16 protein-coding genes and 2 riboswitches are annotated in these 18,951 nt (G+C 45.1%); of the genes, 7 read left to right on the top strand and 9 right to left on the bottom strand.

All coding sequences use genetic code 11. The features are described from left to right. Positions 1-86 precede the first annotated feature (86 nt). Positions 87-1,898 carry an FMN-binding glutamate synthase family protein gene (locus QO189_RS09035; RefSeq protein ID WP_371532475.1) on the top strand — a complete coding sequence of 604 codons (1,812 nt, stop codon included), beginning with the start codon at positions 87-89 and terminating at the stop codon, positions 1,896-1,898. Between the two features lie 179 nt (positions 1,899-2,077). Further along, on the top strand, positions 2,078-2,887 hold the full coding sequence (locus tag QO189_RS09030) for a phosphodiester glycosidase family protein (RefSeq protein ID WP_371532474.1): 810 nt from the start codon (positions 2,078-2,080) through the stop codon (positions 2,885-2,887). A gap of 135 nt (positions 2,888-3,022) precedes the next feature. On the opposite strand, the gene QO189_RS09025 is transcribed toward QO189_RS09030, so the two are convergent. The 4 genes from QO189_RS09025 to QO189_RS09010 all read right to left on the bottom strand — a co-directional run bounded on the left by QO189_RS09025 (position 3,023) and on the right by QO189_RS09010 (position 6,671). Next, the gene (locus QO189_RS09025; protein ID WP_371532473.1) at positions 3,023-4,246 is read right to left on the bottom strand and encodes a VWA domain-containing protein; all 1,224 of its coding nucleotides are present in this window, start codon (positions 4,244-4,246) and stop codon (positions 3,023-3,025) included. 57 nt (positions 4,247-4,303) lie between these two features. Continuing rightward, complete coding sequence (locus QO189_RS09020) at positions 4,304-5,152, bottom strand: AAA family ATPase (protein ID WP_371532472.1); 849 nt, start codon at positions 5,150-5,152, stop codon at positions 4,304-4,306. 289 nt (positions 5,153-5,441) lie between these two features. Further along, positions 5,442-6,038 (bottom strand): hypothetical protein, encoded by a 597-nt coding sequence (locus QO189_RS09015; RefSeq protein WP_371532471.1) that lies wholly within the window; start codon positions 6,036-6,038, stop codon positions 5,442-5,444. A 312-nt stretch (positions 6,039-6,350) separates the two neighbouring features. Then, positions 6,351-6,671 (bottom strand): YcgL domain-containing protein, encoded by a 321-nt coding sequence (locus tag QO189_RS09010; protein ID WP_201598249.1) that lies wholly within the window; start codon positions 6,669-6,671, stop codon positions 6,351-6,353. Positions 6,672-6,932: 261 nt separating this feature from the next. Next, a riboswitch (glycine riboswitch) is annotated at positions 6,933-7,064 on the top strand. Positions 7,065-7,118: 54 nt separating this feature from the next. Beyond that, positions 7,119-7,267, top strand: a riboswitch (glycine riboswitch). A 168-nt stretch (positions 7,268-7,435) separates the two neighbouring features. Between QO189_RS09010 and gcvT the strand changes: the two genes are divergently transcribed. The 4 genes from gcvT (at position 7,436) to gcvP (ending at position 13,188) form a co-directional block, all read left to right on the top strand. Beyond that, complete coding sequence (gene gcvT, locus QO189_RS09005) at positions 7,436-8,617, top strand: glycine cleavage system aminomethyltransferase GcvT (protein ID WP_371532470.1); 1,182 nt, start codon at positions 7,436-7,438, stop codon at positions 8,615-8,617. Between the two features lie 117 nt (positions 8,618-8,734). Next, complete coding sequence (gene gcvH / locus QO189_RS09000; protein WP_201598259.1) at positions 8,735-9,115, top strand: glycine cleavage system protein GcvH; 381 nt, start codon at positions 8,735-8,737, stop codon at positions 9,113-9,115. 352 nt (positions 9,116-9,467) lie between these two features. Further along, positions 9,468-10,226: a nitroreductase family protein gene (locus tag QO189_RS08995; RefSeq protein ID WP_371532469.1), complete on the top strand. Its 759-nt coding sequence runs from the start codon at positions 9,468-9,470 to the stop codon at positions 10,224-10,226. A gap of 64 nt (positions 10,227-10,290) precedes the next feature. Further along, positions 10,291-13,188, top strand: coding sequence for an aminomethyl-transferring glycine dehydrogenase (gene gcvP, locus QO189_RS08990; protein WP_371532468.1), 2,898 nt, complete (start codon positions 10,291-10,293; stop codon positions 13,186-13,188). Positions 13,189-13,300: 112 nt separating this feature from the next. Here the strand turns inward: gcvP and QO189_RS08985 are convergent, their stop codons facing one another. Next, entirely contained in the window at positions 13,301-13,789 is a 489-nt protein-coding gene (locus QO189_RS08985; RefSeq protein WP_371532467.1) for a hypothetical protein, read from the bottom strand. A gap of 100 nt (positions 13,790-13,889) precedes the next feature. On the opposite strand from QO189_RS08985, the gene QO189_RS08980 reads away from it, so the two are divergent. Continuing rightward, a complete protein-coding gene (locus QO189_RS08980; protein WP_371532466.1) occupies positions 13,890-14,594 on the top strand; it encodes a lipase family alpha/beta hydrolase in 705 nt (234 codons plus the stop codon). A 205-nt stretch (positions 14,595-14,799) separates the two neighbouring features. Here the strand turns inward: QO189_RS08980 and QO189_RS08975 are convergent, their stop codons facing one another. The 4 genes from QO189_RS08975 to QO189_RS08960 all read right to left on the bottom strand — a co-directional run bounded on the left by QO189_RS08975 (position 14,800) and on the right by QO189_RS08960 (position 18,673). Next, positions 14,800-16,122: a ribonuclease D gene (locus QO189_RS08975; RefSeq protein ID WP_371532465.1), complete on the bottom strand. Its 1,323-nt coding sequence runs from the start codon at positions 16,120-16,122 to the stop codon at positions 14,800-14,802. 136 nt (positions 16,123-16,258) lie between these two features. Then, positions 16,259-16,852 carry a recombination mediator RecR gene (recR, locus tag QO189_RS08970; protein ID WP_186474225.1) on the bottom strand — a complete coding sequence of 198 codons (594 nt, stop codon included), beginning with the start codon at positions 16,850-16,852 and terminating at the stop codon, positions 16,259-16,261. Positions 16,853-16,970: 118 nt separating this feature from the next. Continuing rightward, positions 16,971-17,300 (bottom strand): YbaB/EbfC family nucleoid-associated protein, encoded by a 330-nt coding sequence (locus QO189_RS08965; RefSeq protein WP_371532464.1) that lies wholly within the window; start codon positions 17,298-17,300, stop codon positions 16,971-16,973. Positions 17,301-17,380: 80 nt separating this feature from the next. Further along, on the bottom strand, positions 17,381-18,673 hold the full coding sequence (locus tag QO189_RS08960) for an O-succinylhomoserine sulfhydrylase (protein ID WP_371532463.1): 1,293 nt from the start codon (positions 18,671-18,673) through the stop codon (positions 17,381-17,383). Positions 18,674-18,951 lie beyond the last annotated feature (278 nt).

Genomic DNA, 18,951 nt, shown 5'->3' with positions numbered 1-18,951 from the left:
ACCGACGTGGCAACTTCATCAGTGTATGATGTACGCGACAAATTTGAGCGTCTTATCTATATTTACAATGACTATTGAGCCTCGTTATGCCTGAATCTCGTACCAATCTACACCCTGAACCCAAAACCAGATCGCCGTATTTTGTCGGGTTGCTGCTACGCTATAGCACGCTGGGTGCAGCCATTTGTCTATTATTAGCAGGATTGCTACTGATGCACGGTTGGTTGATCGTGATTGGCGGTTTTGGCGTAGGACTCGGTATTTATGATCTGATTCAGTCCAAGCATTCAGTGCTAAAAAACTACCCGATAGCAGGACATATACGCTACGTACTAGAGGATTTTCGTCCAGAGATTCGTCAGTATTTGCTTGAGGATGACAAAGAGCAGGTGCCGTTTTCACGCCAGCAGCGCGCGCTAGTGTATCAGCGGGCAAAGAACGTCAGCGATACCAATGCCTTCGGTACGCTAGACAATCTTTACACTCATGGTAAAGAATGGTTTTTGCAATCCGCCATTAGCCAGCCGTTAGAAAACAAAGACTTTCGCATCATGGTCGGTGGCGAGCGTTGCCAGCAGCCACATGACATGTCGGTATTCAACATCTCGGCGATGAGTTTTGGCAGTCTGTCAGCAAACGCAATTATGGCGCTCAATCAAGGTGCCAAGATTGGCGGCTTTACCCATGATACTGGAGAGGGCGCGATCAGCCCTTATCATCGCAAGTTTGGTGGCGATTTGATTTGGGAGTTGGGTACAGGATATTTTGGCTGCCGTGATGCCGAAGGCAATTTTGACCCACAGTCTTTTGCCGAAAAAGCCGTCGATCCACAAGTCAAAATGATCGAGATCAAACTGTCACAAGGTGCCAAACCGGGTAAAGGCGGCGTGTTGCCATCGAGCAAAATCACTCAAGAGATTGCCGATACTCGCCAAGTGCCGACGGGTCAAGACTGTATTTCGCCCTCCTCACATACCGCGTTTAGTACACCGCGTGAGCTTGTCGCCTTTTGGCAGCAGCTACGTGAATTATCTGGCGGCAAGCCAGTCGGCTTTAAGCTATGCGTGGGTCAGCCTTGGCAATTTATGGCGATTGTCAAAGCCATGATAGAGACAGACAACTATCCTGATTTTATTGTTATTGATGGTGCCGAAGGCGGTACAGGTGCGGCGCCTGTTGAGTTTATGGACAATGTCGGCATGCCGATGGTCGAAGGGTTTTTGCTTGTTCATAACACTTTGGTCGGTGCAGGCATTCGTGACAAGATCAGACTTGGCGTCAGTGGCAAGATTGTCTCAGGGTTTGATATTGCACGGATGATTGCGCTAGGTGCCGATTGGTGTAACTCGGCACGCGGCTTTATGTTTGCGGTTGGCTGTATTCAGTCGCGCTCTTGCCACACTAATACTTGCCCGACAGGCGTGGCTACCCAAGACCCTTACCGTCAAAAGGCGCTCGATGTACCTAGCAAAGCAGAGCGCGTAGCAAGTTTCCATAAAAACACGCTCAAATCATTGGCCAGTATCGTCGGCGCAGTGGGTTTACAGCATCCGAGTCAGCTGCAACCTTATCATATCGCCCGCCGTCTAGATGACGGGCAGATTAAGCTACTATCTAAGTTTTTTTACTTTACGGATAAGGGCGCATTACTTGATAATAGCGCGCGTGCGGATATTTTCAATCAAATGTGGGTGATGGCCAATCCTGATAGTTTCTTAGCCAATAACGATGCGCTTATCGCTTATAATAAAGACTCCCGTGATAGAGGCAAAGAGACCAGCGCACCCACTGGACACCGCTCTATGTATGATACTGACCACTCGATCATAACCGATGGTGGACAACTCATCGGCAATGTGAATAATACATTCCGTGACTATCCGCCTAATAGCAATTAAAAGGTATAGTTGATTCAATTTAAGAGTGGTACAAGGCAACCGAGCGCAGATGTATCTGTCATACTTCAAGCGAGGTTAACGCTGTAACGCTTTTATAATGGATTGACTATAGTACGCAAGCGTTATTCATGAAGCAGTAGCAAACCACAAATACCCCTATGTTAAAAGACGTGTGATTGATGCCAACCTCCATTTTTACCTTATCGTTATCATTGATAGTGCTTACGCTAGGCCTTAGCGCTTGTCAGCAGACAGACACAGATACTGTCAATAGCGACACAGACAATTGGTCATGCCAGACAAAAGACTCGCCATTTACGTATAGCGTCTGCCGTGTGAATACAACTGCATTAGCAAGTGCGCGTTACTCACTGCAGCTATTTTGGCAAGCCTCTCATGACCAACCACTGCTGACCTTTGATACGTTGTTATCTACTTTACCAAAGACTGAAACTTTAAACTTTGCCATGAATGCAGGAATGTATAACGAAAACTATGCACCGATTGGCTATACCGTCATCAAAGGCAAGGAAGTCAAATCGCTCAATCTAAAGGAAGGTGGTGGCAATTTTCATTTATTACCCAATGGCGTTATGTGGTGGGACAAGGCTGGTCACGTACAAATCACCGAAAGCCACGCCTTAGATGAGCAGATCACTACTGGCAACGCACAACCTTGGTATGCGACGCAATCTGGTCCTATGCTAGTCATCCATGACGAGATACATCCGCAGTTCAATCCTGATAGCACCTCCATCAAACTGCGTAACGGTGCTGGTATTTGCCGAGATGGCAGCATAAAATTCGTCAATACAGACGTACCTGTGACGTTTTATCAGTTTGCGACTCTATTCAAAGACGAGCTAGGTTGCTCAAATGCGCTATTTTTGGATGGCGGCATTGCCTCAGCACTGTATGCACCTACTATCGATAAACTAGATAAAAAAGAGATGGGCGTGATGATTGGACTGGTTGAAAATAAAAACTAGTATCTCTCTTTACCATAGCATTTGTCGCTAATATGCCTCCTCAAAATTGGCACTACTTAACATAAAAAAAGCACTTAAAACGATAACGTCGCTTTAAGTGCTTTTTTATATTACTCGTCTAAAGGTAGACTGATACTACCGCGCCATATACTGGGTCATCTCCTCAACACCATGTAAAGTCATCGGATACATCTTATTTTCAAACAGTTTCTTGATCTCAACGATGGTTTGCGTGTACTGCCAATAGCTTGGCGTTTCAGGATTGAGCCACGCCACTTTATCAAAGTGTTCAAGTACGCGCTTTAGCCATACAATACCTGCTTCATTGTTCATATACTCGACGCTACCGCCCACGGTCATCAGCTCATAGGGCGACATCGATGCGTCACCGACGAAGATGACACGATACTCGCGACCATATTTATTGAGCAGCTCAAACGTTGGCATCGGTGCACTATGGCGACGATTATTGTCCTTCCACACATAGTCATACAGACAGTTATGAAAATAGAAAAACTCTAATGTTTTAAACTCGTTCTTTGCCGCAGAGAAAAGTTTCTCAAGTGCTTCAACATGGATATCCATACTACCGCCTACGTCAAATAGCATCAATACCTTGACACGGTTGCGGCGCTCGGCTTGCATATGTATATCAAGCACGCCTTTTTTGGCAGTACGTTTAATGGTCTCATGAATATCGAGCTCATCCGCACTGCCTGTGCGCGCGAACTGACGTAGATTGCGTAGTGCCATTTGGATTTGACGGGTACCAAGCTGATTATCATCATCAAGATTACGATATTTACGCTGTTCCCAGACTTTTGCTGCGCTACGTTTACGCGATTCACCGCCAACGCGTACTCCTTCTGGATGATCCCCATAAGCACCAAATGGCGAGGTGCCGCCCGTCCCTACCCATTTACTACCGCCTTGGTGACGCGCTTTTTGCTCTTTTAACCGCTCCTCTAACGCCTTCATTAGCTCCTCAAGCGAGCCGTATTTTTTTAGCAGACGCCTTTGCTCTTCGGTCAAGTTCTTTGGGTCGAGCTTTAGATCGAGCCATTCTTTAGGCACATCCGTCAGCTTAGCCAACAGCGCATCCATATCAAGGCTATCAACCCCTTCAAAATAATCTGCCATGGCACGATCAAATTTATCAAAATGGCGCTCGTCTTTGACCATGCACAGCCGAATCAGCCGATACATGTCCTCACGGCTCGCAAAAGTCGCCAGTGCTGGATCTTCAGGATGCGGCTGCATCATTAGACCTTTATCTAGCGCGGCATTGAGATCAAGCAGCTCACGCGTACTGACTGGTACGCCATAAGTCCGCAAGGTATAGAATAGTTTTATGAACATAAGAGACGCACCACTGATTGACGTAAAACGGAAAAATCACTGAACACCTAGATACGCTTAACGGCGCATCATGTTGGCAAAACGCTGCAATAAATTCACATCAGCTTCGTTTTTCAGTAGCGCCCCATACAATGGCGGGATAGATTTTTCGCCGCGTAAGTTTTCTTCTAGCTCATTTTGTGCCATGTCATCAGCGAGCAATAACGTCAACCAATCGACCAACTCAGAGGTTGATGGTGGTTTTTTTAGGCCTTGAATGTTGCGCAGTTTGTAGAATATATCTAAGGCATCGTTGACCAGTTTTTCTTGAATATCGGGGAAATGTACCTCAACGATTTGGCGCATGGTTTGCTCTTCTGGAAAGTCGATGTAATGAAAGAAGCAGCGACGTAAAAACGCATCGGGCAGCTCTTTTTCATTGTTTGATGTGATAATCACCACAGGACGCTGCTCTGCGGTAATGGTTTCACCCGTCTCATACACATAAAACGACATCTTATCCAGCTCATGCAGCAAATCATTAGGGAACTCGATATCTGCTTTATCGATCTCATCGATGAGTAGCACACTGCGCTCAGTGCTAGTGAAAGCATCCCACAGCTTGCCCGGCTTGATGTAATTACCAATCTCATAAACCTTGTCATCACCCAACTGCGAATCACGCAGGCGCGATACCGCATCGTACTCGTATAAACCCTGCTCAGCTTTGGTCGTCGACTTGATGTGCCACGTAATCAGTGGCATCCCTAGACTTTCAGCAACTTCTTCTGCAAGCAGTGTCTTACCTGTACCAGGTTCACCCTTGATAAGGAGCGGCTTTTGTAATGTCATGGCCGCATTCACTGCCAGTTGTAAATCGTCTGTTGCGATATAATTTTGAGTGCCGGTAAAGGTTTGCTTGCTCATAATCAGGTCTCGATTGTTGTTATAGATGAATTGTTATGAATATATGGTGATAAATAAATAGAACTAAAAATTTGATAATGAATAAAAGATAAATTAGATTAGCACAGCCTGACGTATTGCCAAAATACTCATGCGTTCGCCTTTATGAACCATGGTTATATACCTCTAACCATTCATATGATTGGTAAACACTCTGACATAAAAAAAGACACGCATTGGTGTCTCTTCATTCAGGTATTTGGTTATTTTTTAAGACAATAACTTTATATTAATGCCTAGTCTACTTTTATCATTTATCGGACATATCGCTATTAGCTTTCTTATCTAATGTACTGTCTTTTTCTAGGTTTACGTTAGTATCGGACTTTTCGGTGACGGTAGCATCTTCTGCCAAATAACTGCCTGTCGTCAGTTGCATCGTCGCTTGCGTATCCTCGGCCGTACGACTTCGAGCTTTGTCCAAGCTCGATGCGAATGCGCCGCGTATCAGCTGCCACATAAAACCGATAAACAAACCGATGACCAGTACCACCAATATTGGTAACATATTGGCAATCGCGCCTGCAAAGTCCTTCATCATAACAGCGTAGACGACGCTGATACTGGCCGGTGCAATTTGACTAGAATCGCCAAGCGCTGTGCCTGGCGCCAATAACACTGCAAACAGTATCATCCAGCTCATACCACCGAGTGGTTTGGGCAATATGCGAGCGACTAGCAACCATAACACCAACACCAAAATGGAACCGCCAAGATACGCATACATTGGCAAATCGGCGGGCGGTACGTTTTTTACCATTTGACCCCACCAGATGGCAATCTCACCGAGAATGTCACTGATAGATTCTAATGGTAAGCTATGTAAGATATTTTTTAACCAGTCCATGCGTGTTTCATTACCTGCGTTTATCACCGATAACACGTTGTGTGTCTAGCAGTGTATGGTGCGTTCTGTCGTACCAAAATAAGATCAAATACATAATCGATGCACACATCATGTGAGTTTCTATCTGTATTTTTTTATGTAGATGTCATGGGGTGTCAGTTTATCACGACTTTCTACCCAAATGCATGTGACCAAATGTGTCGTGAGTATTTTATCCATGGCATTATAGAGACAATTCTCTCAATCACCTTGCCACAACCCTCTTGCCAATACGCATACCAATCGTCAATGCTATCTAGTCGTAAAATGTATCTAGTCGTAGATATTGTCTTGCGCTTCACGAGCGCGCAGCTCTGCTTGGCGGCGCATGACATCTTGTGGTGGCATCTGCACAAAATAGCCTTGGGACTCTAGCTTTGCCAGTACTTCTTCTTTATCAACACGCGCCAGAGTAGGCGTCGTCGCCAAATCAAGATGCATGACAAACTTGCTGCGGCCTAAACCTGCACGAAAATCCTTTGGCAGTACGCCAAGCCAATCTTTGATCTCATCGGTATCATCAGGATAATCAGGACGCGCAATATACACATACATGTCATCATGTTTGGGAAATTTATAAATATCGCAATGCATAAAAACCACCTATCAGTAACTATGGGCGTAGGTTAGCATATTTCAGGCAAATACCAGTAGTCGCTTTGCGTTTTGCTATCGTAATTTTTGCCGTCCTATGCTGTTTTGCGCAGTCTAAAAAATACTGGGAGACATGAAAAATCTCCTCTTACTACTCGCCTCTCTTCAACAAACCATCCTAGTAAAACATCATTTTTGCCAAATTTATTTACTTTAATGGCGTTGATGACTTGTAAAAGCGCTTTGAACCTTTCATAATAAAAGCGTTTTTCAGGAGAGAGTCTGTTGGCACAGATTTTGTATCAAACCGCATTGGTGATACAAACTGCCATATGACCACCGAAGGCGCATCCACCCTGCCAATCGCTCAGGTAAAAGGACTGAAAAACGTATGTCATTATTGTTTACGTTGATGCCATCAATCACGCATCGCGAACAAACAAAAGGCATAACAAATCTGGAGAGTGGTAAGAACGGACGACGTCTTACCCACCGAAGGGGAGAAAATACGCTATCATCGACGATAGGGCTCATATAACTGCTCAAAAATGATGATTCGTATTGAAAATCTCAGGTCACAGGACAGATAGGGCTTTAGCTTAAACCGACGTTCAGCGTCTGTTTGGCCTATGTCTTTATCTTTGATTTCTGTGTCACCCTTTGATGTGATATTTGCGCCTTGCAATATTGCTTCTCGCTACTTTTACGTTGCGCATCACTCCTTACTCTGCCGAGTACGACTGATGTACACATAAGGATTTGTTATGACTGATACCCATTCTCAATACTCTAGCAGCAACCAAACCCCAAAGCGCACCCCTTTTTACCAGTCTCATATTGATAGTGAAGGCAAACTGGTCGATTTCTCTGGTTGGGAATTGCCAATTCATTACGGTTCACAAATCGAAGAGCACGAAGCAGTACGTACAGATGCAGGTATGTTTGATGTCTCACATATGGTTGTCACAGATATCAAAGGCGCAGATACCAAAGCATGGCTACAAAGACTGCTCGCAAACGATGTCAACAAACTCACTACCGCTGGTAAAGCGCTGTACTCTGGCATGCTCAATGAGCAAGGCGGCGTCATTGATGATTTGATCGTCTACCTCATGAATGCAGAGGAGACTGAGTACCGTATCGTTTCTAACGCAGCCACTCGTGACAAAGATTTAGCACAGTTTAATAAAGTCGCTGAAGGTTTCAATATTGAGATTACCGAGCGACCTGAGCTTGCGATGCTCGCCGTTCAAGGTCCAAATGCTATTGCAAAGCTGGCTCAAGCCAAACCAGATTGGGCAGATACCTTAGTAGGGCTAAAACCTTTCGTTGGTGCTGACTTGACCGATATCGAAGGCACAGATTGGTTCGTGGCTCGTACTGGCTATACTGGTGAAGATGGCGTCGAAGTCATTATGCATGCTGATGATGCCCCTGCTTTTTTTGAGCAACTAAAAGCAAATGGCATCAAACCTGCTGGTCTTGGCGCACGTGATACATTGCGTATGGAAGCGGGCATGAACCTTTATGGCCATGACATGGACGAGACCATTAGCCCTTACGAGTGCAACATGGGCTGGACGCTAGCACTTAAAGACGATCGCGCCTTTGTCGGCCGTGAAGCATTGGTCAGCAAACGCAAGCAGTCAAAAGAAGACAACACCGCTATGAAACAAGTGGGTCTGCTGTTGACCACGCGCGGCGTATTGCGTGAAGGCATGACAGTGACTATCAATCAAGGCACTGACAATGAGCAAACTGGCATTATCACCAGCGGCACATTCTCCCCCAGCCTAAAAAACTCCATCGCGATTGCCCGTGTGCCTGCCAGTTTATCAGAAGATGATCACGTACAGGTCGATCTGCGCGGCAAAGGTAAGTTCGTTGATGTACGCGTATTGAAGCTGCCTTTCGTCCGTAATGGCAAGCAGCAGTTTGACTCTTAGGTCTTATAAATCTTATTATTAGAGCGCGTTGTCGTTTTAGACATAATTATAAAAATGACGACGCGCCCAGCCTCCATTACTTTTGTTAATTAACCTCTATCACTTAGGAGAGAGACCATGAGCAACATCCCAGCAGAGCTAAAATATATTGCGAGTCACGAGTGGCTACGCCTAGAAGACGACGGTACGATCACTGTTGGTATCACTGACCATGCTCAAGATCTATTGGGTGATGTGGTATTCGTTGAACTACCAGATGTAGGCGATATCATCGCTGTTGATGACGAAGTTTCAGTCGTTGAATCAGTAAAAGCCGCTTCTGACGTTTATGCACCTATTTCAGGTGAAGTGATCGCTATCAACGAAGCACTAGAAGATGATCCTGAAATCATCAACTCTGACCCATATGGCGAAGGTTGGTTCTTCAGAATGAAGCCTGACAACATCGCTGACTACGAAGCACTAATGACTGCTGACGAGTACGAAAGCGACTTATAAGCTAAGCACGTAAGCTAAACATACTCTCACAAGACATTAGCACTTGTAAGACGTTAGCTTATACAAAGCACTAGCCCCGACTAAACATTATAGATACTGGCAGCAGCTGGTATCTATACTCTCTATTTAAACGATTTAAAAACCTTTCTAATGAAAAGTATTGGCTCATTGACCATGCTTGTTATTTGAAAGCAGCTTTATATATAGATCTCCAACAATCATTATCGTCCGATGTTATTGCTCTCAAGCGTTATCTCATTGACTCGTATTGATCACCTATTCGAATCCCAATGAATACGTGCTATCAATAACGACGCAAACTGATAACCCAATTCTCAGCATGGATCCTAGTATGAATGCCAACACCGATAATAAAGACCCCATCGCCACACCAAACCATACGCCGCAGCTACAAGCGTTTCGCGATATTGTAGAGTCACGCCGTTCCGTGCGTCGTTTCACTGACACACCTATCCCTGATGACGTATTGGCAGACTGTCTGCGTTTGGCCATGCTAGCACCAAACTCTAGCAACCTACAGCCGTGGGAATTTTATGTTATCGATGATGCTGACAATCGCAAACGTGCCGTCAAAAACTGCATGAATCAAAACGCAGCAAAAACATCAGCCCGTTTGATAGCCATCGTTGCTCGTACTGATGTTTGGCACGATCACGCTCAGCAAGTATTGCGCGAATACCCTGATCAACCAGTGCCTAAGAAAGTGAAAGACTACTACAATAAAGTCGTCACGATGGACTTTTTGCGCGGCCCAGCCAACGTGGTTTCGGCTGCGAAATGGGGTGCAACGCAAGTGGTCAGACGCGTAAAAGGCCCGATCAAATCGCCTTACTATACGTTTGAAGATACCAAAAACTGGGCAACCAATAACACCGCGCTTGCCGCCGAAAACCTCATGCTAGCATTACGTGCTTATGGGTTTGATAGCTGTCCTATGGGCGGCTTTGATGAGCCTGCCATGAAAGCGTTGCTCAATCTTAGCGACGACCATCATATCGTTATGATGCTTGGCGCAGGCGAGCGCGCTGACAATGGCGTTTATAATACCCAGTTCCGATTTGATCAAAAACAGTTCGTGCATTACGTATAACGTACCGCTCACATTATTTCTTTAATTGCTATTTTGTTTATTACTCCCTTAACCAAGGATTGTCATGACTATCTCTCAAAACCCATCGTTTGATACCTTTCAAGGATTGTTCAACGAAGCTGAATTTGTCTATCGCCACTTAGGTTCGAACGAGACCAAGCAAGCTGACCTACTCAGCGCTGTTGGTTATAAAGATATGCAAAGCTTTATCAATGACACTGTGCCTGAGCCAGTACGTTTGCACAAAGAGTTGGACTTGCCAGTGGCGATGAGTGAGCACGCTGCACTTGCCAAACTGCGCACGATGGCAGACGACATTACTGTTAACAAAAGCTATATCGGTCAAGGTTACTCTCCGGTTCGCATGCCTGCCGTCATTCAGCGCAATGTGCTTGAAAATCCAGGCTGGTATACCGCTTATACACCTTATCAAGCGGAAATCGCTCAAGGTCGTCTAGAAGCATTGCTGAACTTCCAACAAGTATGTATCGATTTGACTGGTCTTGAGTTAGCTGGTGCGTCATTGCTTGATGAAGCAACGGCCGCTGCAGAAGCGATGGCGATGTCAAAGCGCGTAAGCAAAAGTAAATCAACACAGTATTTCGTCGATGAGCGTGTCTATCCGCAGACGCTAGATGTTATTAATACTCGTGCCAAATACTTCGGTTGGGAAGTGGTCGTTGGTGATTTTGAAACGGCTAAATCTGGCGACTACTTCGGTGCGCTATTTCAGTACGTTGGTGCTGAAGGCGACGTTAAAGACTTAACAGACGTCATCAGTGCAGTAAAAGAAAACAAGACCTATGTCAGTGTCGTCAGTGATATCATGAGCTTGGTGTTATTAAAATCACCAGCTGACATGGGTGCTGACGTAGCGCTAGGTAGTACTCAGCGCTTTGGTATTCCAATGGGCTTTGGCGGTCCACATGCCGCTTATTTTGCATTCTCTGACAAAGCAAAACGCTCAGCACCTGGTCGTATCATTGGCGTATCAAAAGACGCACAAGGCAATACTGCATTACGTATGGCGCTACAAACGCGTGAGCAGCATATCCGCCGCGAAAAAGCCAACTCAAACATCTGTACCTCGCAGGTATTGCTAGCTAACCTCGCTGGTATGTATGCGGTCTATCATGGTCCAGGCGGCGTGAAACGTATTGCCACTCGCATTCATGCGTTTGCGACTGCGTTTGCTGATGCTATCAAAGAAGCCAATGACAGCAGCCTAAATGTGGTACATGATCAATTCTTCGATACAGTCGTGGTTGATTGTGATTCAGAGAAATTGGCTACGCAAATCTTTAAAAATGCAGACAACGTTGGCTACAACTTATGGCGTCTAAGCGACACCAAATTGAGCGTTGCTTTTAGTGAAACTAGCGATCAGCAAGATTTCAAAATCTTGACTCAGCTATTCGTCAACAAGTCACACGATCTACCTGAAACAGCTCGCATCTCACTTGACAGCGCACACCTACGTACGGATGACATCTTGACTCATCCAGTATTCAACTCGCATCATACCGAGCATGAAATGCTACGCTACCTAAAGTCGCTTGAAGACAAAGATCTAGCGATGAATCGCAGCATGATTTCACTTGGCAGCTGTACCATGAAGCTCAACGCCACCAGTGAGATGCTACCAATCACTTGGCCTGAATTTGCCAATGTGCATCCTTTTGCACCGCGTGATCAAGTTACTGGCTATATTGCGATGATTGATAGCTTGCAAGATCAATTAAAAGCCATTACCGGTTTTGATGATGTCTCTATGCAGCCAAACTCTGGTGCCTCTGGTGAATATGCTGGTCTGCTCGCGATTCGCCGTTATCATGAGTCATTGGGTGAGATGGATCGTGATGTATGCTTGATTCCTCAGTCAGCGCATGGCACCAACCCTGCTACTGCAATGATGATGGGCATGAAAGTCGTCGTGGTCAAAACTGATGAAAACGGCAACGTCGATATCGATGATCTAACGGCCAAGTGTGAAGAGCACAGCGAGCGTTTGGGCGCTTTAATGATCACTTACCCATCGACTCATGGCGTGTTTGAAGAAGGCATCCGTCATATCTGTGATTTGACTCATAAGCATGGTGGTCAGGTCTATATGGACGGCGCGAACATGAATGCTCAGGTAGGCATGATGCAGCCTGCAGACGTTGGGGCTGATGTACTACATATGAACTTGCACAAAACCTTCTGTATCCCGCATGGCGGTGGCGGTCCAGGTATGGGTCCTATCGGTATGAAGGCGCATTTGGCACCCTTCATGGCCAACCATACGCTAAGCCCTGTTCATAATGCACAAAAAGACTGCTCAGCGGTATCGGCTGCGCCTTATGGTTCAGCGAGCATCTTGCCTATTTCATGGATGTATATTGCTATGATGGGCCGTGATGGTCTATTAAAAGCGACGGAACTGGCGTTACTTAACGCAAACTATGTGGCAGCCGAATTAAAAGGTCACTACCCTGTCCTGTATGCAGGCAAAAACGGCCGCGTGGCTCACGAATGTATCATCGATATTCGTCCGTTAAAAGAAGAAACTGGCATCACGGAAAGCGATATCGCTAAGCGCTTGATGGATTATGGTTTCCACTCACCAACGATGAGCTTCCCAGTCGCTGGCACGCTGATGATTGAGCCAACAGAGTCTGAGTCAAAAGAAGAACTAGATCGCTTTATCAGCGCGCTGAAATCTATTAAAGCTGAAGCGATGAAAGCTAAAGCGGGCGAAGACAACTGGACGCTAGAAGACAATCCATTGGTCAATGCACCGCATACGGCTGCTATGATTACGGGTGAAGAATGGACACATCCATACAGCCGTGAGACTGCTGCGTTCCCACTGCCTTACATCCGTGCAAACAAGTTCTGGCCAAGTGTGGCACGCGTCGATGATGCGTACGGTGACAAGAACCTTATGTGTTCTTGTCCAAGTATCGAAAACTATATGTAATCGAAATTTTCGATAACTGCTCGTTTTTTTATAAAAAACCGCCAAATCAGTCGCTGATTTGGCGGTTTTGTTTTATACGTGTATTGTTAAATTTTTACACTATTAATGAGACTTAACCGCCCAACCAACCTTTATTCAAACCACAGTCTATCCAGTTGAGCTTTATATTTTCACCTGTCAGGATTCCTTTAGGATAAGTAAATGCTCCGCCACCAAGATAAAGCTCATCGCCAATCTTATAAGGCTTTCCTTCAAATAGTAATATTTCCTGAGCGTCATCCCATGAAAAAGACGTATCTGCTAATACTAACAGAAGACTATTATCTTTTGTCGGCACCTCGTCACTATCCCTAGTTAAAGCAAGACAGTTATTAAATTTTGTCAAGTATCCAGCTGTCATCGCTACAAATCGACCATCAGTTTTATCTGGAGACCAAGTAGCAATTTGCAGAGGTGTCTTAGCTGCTACAGGTTCGCTTACTACAACCATTTCTGGCATATCTACTTGAACAATTGGTAGTTTCTCCGCTCTATAAGTGGTACAACCTGACAGCGCAAAAATAGCTAACATTGAAATTAATAAACTTAGATAATTTGACAACCCTTACCCCTAAAGCGCTAATATAAGCAGACTACTTATTCGCTTGTTATAATAAACCAGCGTTGATAAAAGTTGTAATATTATTCACTTGGACACCGTTATGCAACAAAAAGACATGGAACAAAAAGCGCCTACACGAAAAAACCTTGTGATTTTGATACATGGCTTGCATCAAACAACTTGGATGATGCGTCCATTAGCGAAGCGTTTACAAGCGCAAGGCTTTGCCACCCATCAATACAGCTATCGCAGCATGCGCGACAGTATCCAAACCAACAGCCAGCGACTACATGAGTGGCTGAGCGCCAACCATAACCCCGATCAACCGATAGATTTGGTCGGTCATAGTTTGGGTGGATTGATTATTCGTGATTTTTTGGCCAATTATCCCAAATGGCAAATTGGGCGCTGTGTCACGCTGGGCACGCCGCATGTGGGGAGTGTTTGCGCCGATTATGTATGGCGTCTGAGTCCTTTGATTGTAGGACGTTCTTATGTTGATGCGCTTGATGGTACAGCGACGTCCTGTCCTGAACATATCCATTTAGGCGTGATCGCAGGCGATAAACCGCGCGGCTTGGGACAGCCTTTTTTGCAATATCATAATCGCAAACTGAATAAAGAAGGCGAATCAGCAGTGGCAGAAAACTGTGCTCATGATGGCACTGTCTACGTCAGCGAAACTCGACTAGAATGCGCCAACGACCATATCGTCCTTCCCGTTACCCATACAGGCATGCTGGTCAATAAAGAAGTGGCTCGGCAAGTCATTTTGTTTTTGGAAAACGGTGAGTTTGAACACTAGGGCATATTTTTTAATACCTAAAATGCCCTAGATGACAGCGAATAATGGAATAGATATGACTGAGTAAAAGTATAAGCAAGATTATCAAAACGGCCATTTATCGATAGCGAAAAAATTAATACTGCCATTGATTGATTTAAAAAATTGGTTTAAAAAACAAGCAATGTGAAATTAGGCATCAATTTTTTTGAGTTAGCTGTCTTTGCTATCTGATACCCATACCTTGCTGCAATTCAGTTTTATGCTTTTTTATTACTGGGATCAACGTCTGGACGACCCAGTCATTGCGCCAGCCTTTTAACCCTTGTGGTAATTCGCTGAAATCTTTATCAAGAGCAATGACTTCATATAGCTGTCCTAGCCATTTTTTACGCATCAATACGCTAGCAGGTATACCAATCTCGCGCGCATGCTCATCAATCGCTTGCTGCACTGCTTTTGACAGGATTTTGTTTTTTGAGCGATATGGCGGCACAAGACAAGCTGGATGCTCAGCAGGTGCTAGGCTTTTGGCTTCTCTTATTATCTTAAGCAGCTCTTCACCATATAAGCGCAGCATGCTACGGTGCATCGTCGTTTTGTGCGCCAGCTCACGCATACTGTTTGGTTTTTCAGTGACGATCTCGCGTACCGCTTGCTTTTTGATGATAAACGTACGCGGCTGGTTGGTCGCACGTGCCAGCTCTTCTCGCCACGTCGCAATCCCTTTGAGTATCGCCATTTGCTGCGAGTTATAACGATAATCAGCCATTGTCAGATACATCGCTTCATCTTCAACGTGCTGCAAGTCATACAAATCACTGGCATAGAGCTGACAGTCAGCCCAGACATAATCATATAACCCTTGCACCTTAAGCGCATGCTCGATACTAAGATACAGCGCTGGCAAATAACGCACATCATCGATGGCATACTGCTCCTGCTCATCTGTCAATGGGCGCTGTAGCCAATCAGACTGACTGTGCTCTTTATCGATATGCATATCTAGCTGATCTGCCAATGCCTGCTGATAGCCCATTTGTAATTGACCGGTTAAATAAGACAACGCAATTTGCGTATCAAAAATATTGGTCAATGGCGGACAACCAGATAGCAGATAAAAAATGCCTAAATCTTCGCCGCAAGCATGCCAGATAGCAACATCTACTTTGCGTAGCGCTTCCCACAGTTCAGCCAGTTGCAACTGGGGTGCATCCAGCAAATAAACATGATCACCAGTATTTAATTGTACCAGTGCCAGACGGGGATAGTAGGTGTCGCGCTTGATAAACTCAGTATCCAATGCGACGCGGCCACAAGTTGCCAAGGCATTGATCACCTCAGCCAATTGGTGCTGCTCGCGCACCCATGTGACATCGACGGCATCAGCGATATCCAACAGTGCATCGATATCAATTGTATCAACATCATTTGATTCCGAAGGTGTCGCCACTGATGTCATCTCAGTATTAGCTGCTTTTTGTGATGAGTTATCAGTAATCTCGGAAGGGTTTGATTTGACTGAAGCGTTTGAAACGTTGTTGGACACGGGCAGATACCTGCATAAATAGGAGAAAATAAAACGCGATACTGCGTCTTAATAAAATTAAAAAGGAGAACAATAATAAAGCAATTATAACAATTTCGTAGAATGAAAGGTGCAAGACTTTGATGCAATCAAAACCTTATAAAAAAGAGCGATTTTGCATGGCTTGACCCAGCGTCATACTATCCAGATACTCAAGCTCGCCGCCCATCGGTACCCCTTGTGCCAAACGTGTGACTTTATTGACATGACGACTGACCGCCTCGCTAATAAAATGTGCGGTGGTCTGCCCTTCAACCGTCGTACCTGTTGCCAGTATAATCTCTTCAACAGGCTCTTGTTTGACTCGCCATACCAGCTGATCAATATTTAAGTCATCAGCACTGATCCCATCAATTGGGGATAAATGTCCACCAAGCACAAAATAGCGACCACGATACCCTGCGGTTTGCTCGATAGCCATCACATCTGCCGCTGTCTCGACCACACACAGCAGCCCATCATCACGCCTAGGGTCTTGGCATAGAGGACACACCGCTTCATCACTAAAGCTATGACAGCGCTGACATTCAACAATATCGCGCATGGCTTCATCTAGTGCTTGGGCAAGCGCCATGCCTTGCGGACGTTTTTTACTAAGCAAATGTAGCGCCATTCGTTGGGCACTTTTTTGACCCACGCCTGGCAATATACGCAGCTGTTTGACCAGCTGATCAAATTTGGCTGTAAGCAAAGTAGCTTCCTTTAGTTGACTTTATTTAACTGAATTTAAAAAACCGTAGATATAAAAATGGGGTCGTATCGTGTTGATAACAACCCCATTTTTGTGTTCAGTCTAAAGTATTTAACGCTTAGAACATGCCTTGCATACCTGGTGGCAGACCCATACCTGAGGTCGCGCCAGCCATGGTTTCTTCGTATAGCTCATCCGCTTGACGCACCGCATCATTGATAGCCGCAGCGATAAGATCTTCGATCATATCTGGCTCATCTTCTAGCAAACTTGGATCGATGGTCAAACGCTTGACCACATGGCGACCAGTCATGGTGACTTTAACCAGACCACTGCCCGCTTCTGCTTGCACTTCTTTGTTCGCAAGCTCTTGTTTAGCGTTTTCAACGTTTGCTTCTACTTTCTTTTGCATCGTTTGTGCTTGTTGCATCAATGCTTGAATGTTCATAGTTACCTCTTTGTCTTATAATAATAAATGGGATAATTTAAAGTTTAAAATAAAATACTGACGGCATTATACCGCTATCTTTACAAACTGTCTAAACCACGCGCCAAATCTTTGATAATATCTTCGACATCTTCCAAACCGACTGATAGACGAATCAGACCGTCTTTAACGCCAGCTTCGGCACGAGCCTCAGGGGTGAGACGGAAGTGCGTGGTCGTCGCAGGATGGGTAATCGTGGTTTTGGCATCGCCCAAGTTATTGGTGATGGAGACCATTTGAGTCGAGTCAATCACATGCCAAGCCGCTTCTTTTGTATTACGACTGTCAGATGCTTTGACTTCAAAGCCCATGATAGCACCGTAGCCATCTTTCATATGATGTTGGCGAGTGGCGAGCTCATGTGCAGGATGATCACTTAGGCCGGAGAAATGCACCGTACTAACGTTAGGGTGATTGACCAAAAATTCTGCGACTTGATTGGCGTTGTTACAATGCGCTTGCATTCGGAGTTTGAGTGTCTCAAGACCCTTGGTAAACACCCAAGCATTAAACGGGCTCATGCTGATACCGCCTGAGCGTACCACCGTAAACGCTTCTTGCATTAGCTTGTCACTACCAACTAACGCCCCGCCAAGTACACGACCCTGACCATCCAAATATTTGGTCGCAGAGTGAATAACGACATCGGCACCTAAGTCTAACGGGCGCTGCAATGCTGGCGTGGCAAAGCAATTATCGACGACCAGTAATATGTCATTGGCTTTGCACAGCTCACTCAAATAACCGATATCGCAAATCTGCGCCAATGGATTACTTGGACTTTCACAATAGATCACTTTGGTGTTTGGTTGAACGGCATTGGTCCATGCATCATTGTCAAAGCAATCAACATAGCTGACTTCGACGCCAAACTTGGCCATATAGTTGTTAAATAGACCGATAGACGAGCCAAATAACTGATTGGCAGCGAGCAGATGGTCGCCCGCTTTTAGGTACGCCAAACACATGGTCAAAATAGCGCCCATACCAGAGGCCGTTGCAACCGCACGCTCACCGTTTTCTAGCGCGGCGAGACGACGCTCAAAAGTACGTACGCTTGGGTTGGTATGACGAGAGTAAACGTTTCCTGTCTTTGTACCATCGAAATGAGCAGCAGCATCAGCGGCTGATTGATAAACATAAGAGCTGGTGGTAAAAATCGGCTCTGAATGCTCGCCCTCGTCGGTACGGTGTTGACCTGCCCGCACAGCAATCGTCTGCATACCGTAATCTAATCCTAAATCTAAGGCATCGTTACGCCAGTTTGGATCTAACCCATCGTTTGAGTTTTTTTGGTTCAAATTATTCTCATCTTTCGTTTGCGACTGACTCATAGACGTTCCGTTGCTTTGTTTTGGTTGGTATAAAAGGACTGCTTATTTTTTTGATTATCAAGCAAATTCATCAGCGTTATCATAACATGCCGACTTATTCCACACATCTGGTTTCAGATAACATCTAATTATTAATTTTGCTTCTTAAAATAACTGGATGTTCAATATGACAGCCATTATGCAGATTTAACCGACAGTAAATCACGATAAAATCAATCGTCCAACCTAACAAAAATAACGTATTTATAATAGGCAGATATGCTAACAGCTGCTAAGCT

This window comes from Psychrobacter sp. Arc29, assembly GCF_041431175.1.
GTDB lineage: Bacteria > Pseudomonadota > Gammaproteobacteria > Pseudomonadales > Moraxellaceae > Psychrobacter.
This window is presented reverse-complemented; position numbering and strand designations above follow the sequence as displayed.

What these genes read in the sequence shown, in the direction of transcription:
- QO189_RS09035 (WP_371532475.1), top strand. Translation starts at nt 87, where the DNA reads ATGCCTGAATCTCGTACCAATCTACACCCTGAACCCAAAACCAGATCG.
- QO189_RS09030 (WP_371532474.1), top strand. Translation starts at nt 2,078, where the DNA reads ATGCCAACCTCCATTTTTACCTTATCGTTATCATTGATAGTGCTTACG.
- QO189_RS09025 (WP_371532473.1), bottom strand. Translation starts at nt 4,246, where the DNA reads ATGTTCATAAAACTATTCTATACCTTGCGGACTTATGGCGTACCAGTC.
- QO189_RS09020 (WP_371532472.1), bottom strand. Translation starts at nt 5,152, where the DNA reads ATGAGCAAGCAAACCTTTACCGGCACTCAAAATTATATCGCAACAGAC.
- QO189_RS09015 (WP_371532471.1), bottom strand. Translation starts at nt 6,038, where the DNA reads ATGGACTGGTTAAAAAATATCTTACATAGCTTACCATTAGAATCTATC.
- QO189_RS09010 (WP_201598249.1), bottom strand. Translation starts at nt 6,671, where the DNA reads ATGCATTGCGATATTTATAAATTTCCCAAACATGATGACATGTATGTG.
- gcvT (WP_371532470.1), top strand. Translation starts at nt 7,436, where the DNA reads ATGACTGATACCCATTCTCAATACTCTAGCAGCAACCAAACCCCAAAG.
- gcvH (WP_201598259.1), top strand. Translation starts at nt 8,735, where the DNA reads ATGAGCAACATCCCAGCAGAGCTAAAATATATTGCGAGTCACGAGTGG.
- QO189_RS08995 (WP_371532469.1), top strand. Translation starts at nt 9,468, where the DNA reads ATGAATGCCAACACCGATAATAAAGACCCCATCGCCACACCAAACCAT.
- gcvP (WP_371532468.1), top strand. Translation starts at nt 10,291, where the DNA reads ATGACTATCTCTCAAAACCCATCGTTTGATACCTTTCAAGGATTGTTC.
- QO189_RS08980 (WP_371532466.1), top strand. Translation starts at nt 13,890, where the DNA reads ATGCAACAAAAAGACATGGAACAAAAAGCGCCTACACGAAAAAACCTT.
- QO189_RS08965 (WP_371532464.1), bottom strand. Translation starts at nt 17,300, where the DNA reads ATGAACATTCAAGCATTGATGCAACAAGCACAAACGATGCAAAAGAAA.
- QO189_RS08960 (WP_371532463.1), bottom strand. Translation starts at nt 18,673, where the DNA reads ATGAGTCAGTCGCAAACGAAAGATGAGAATAATTTGAACCAAAAAAAC.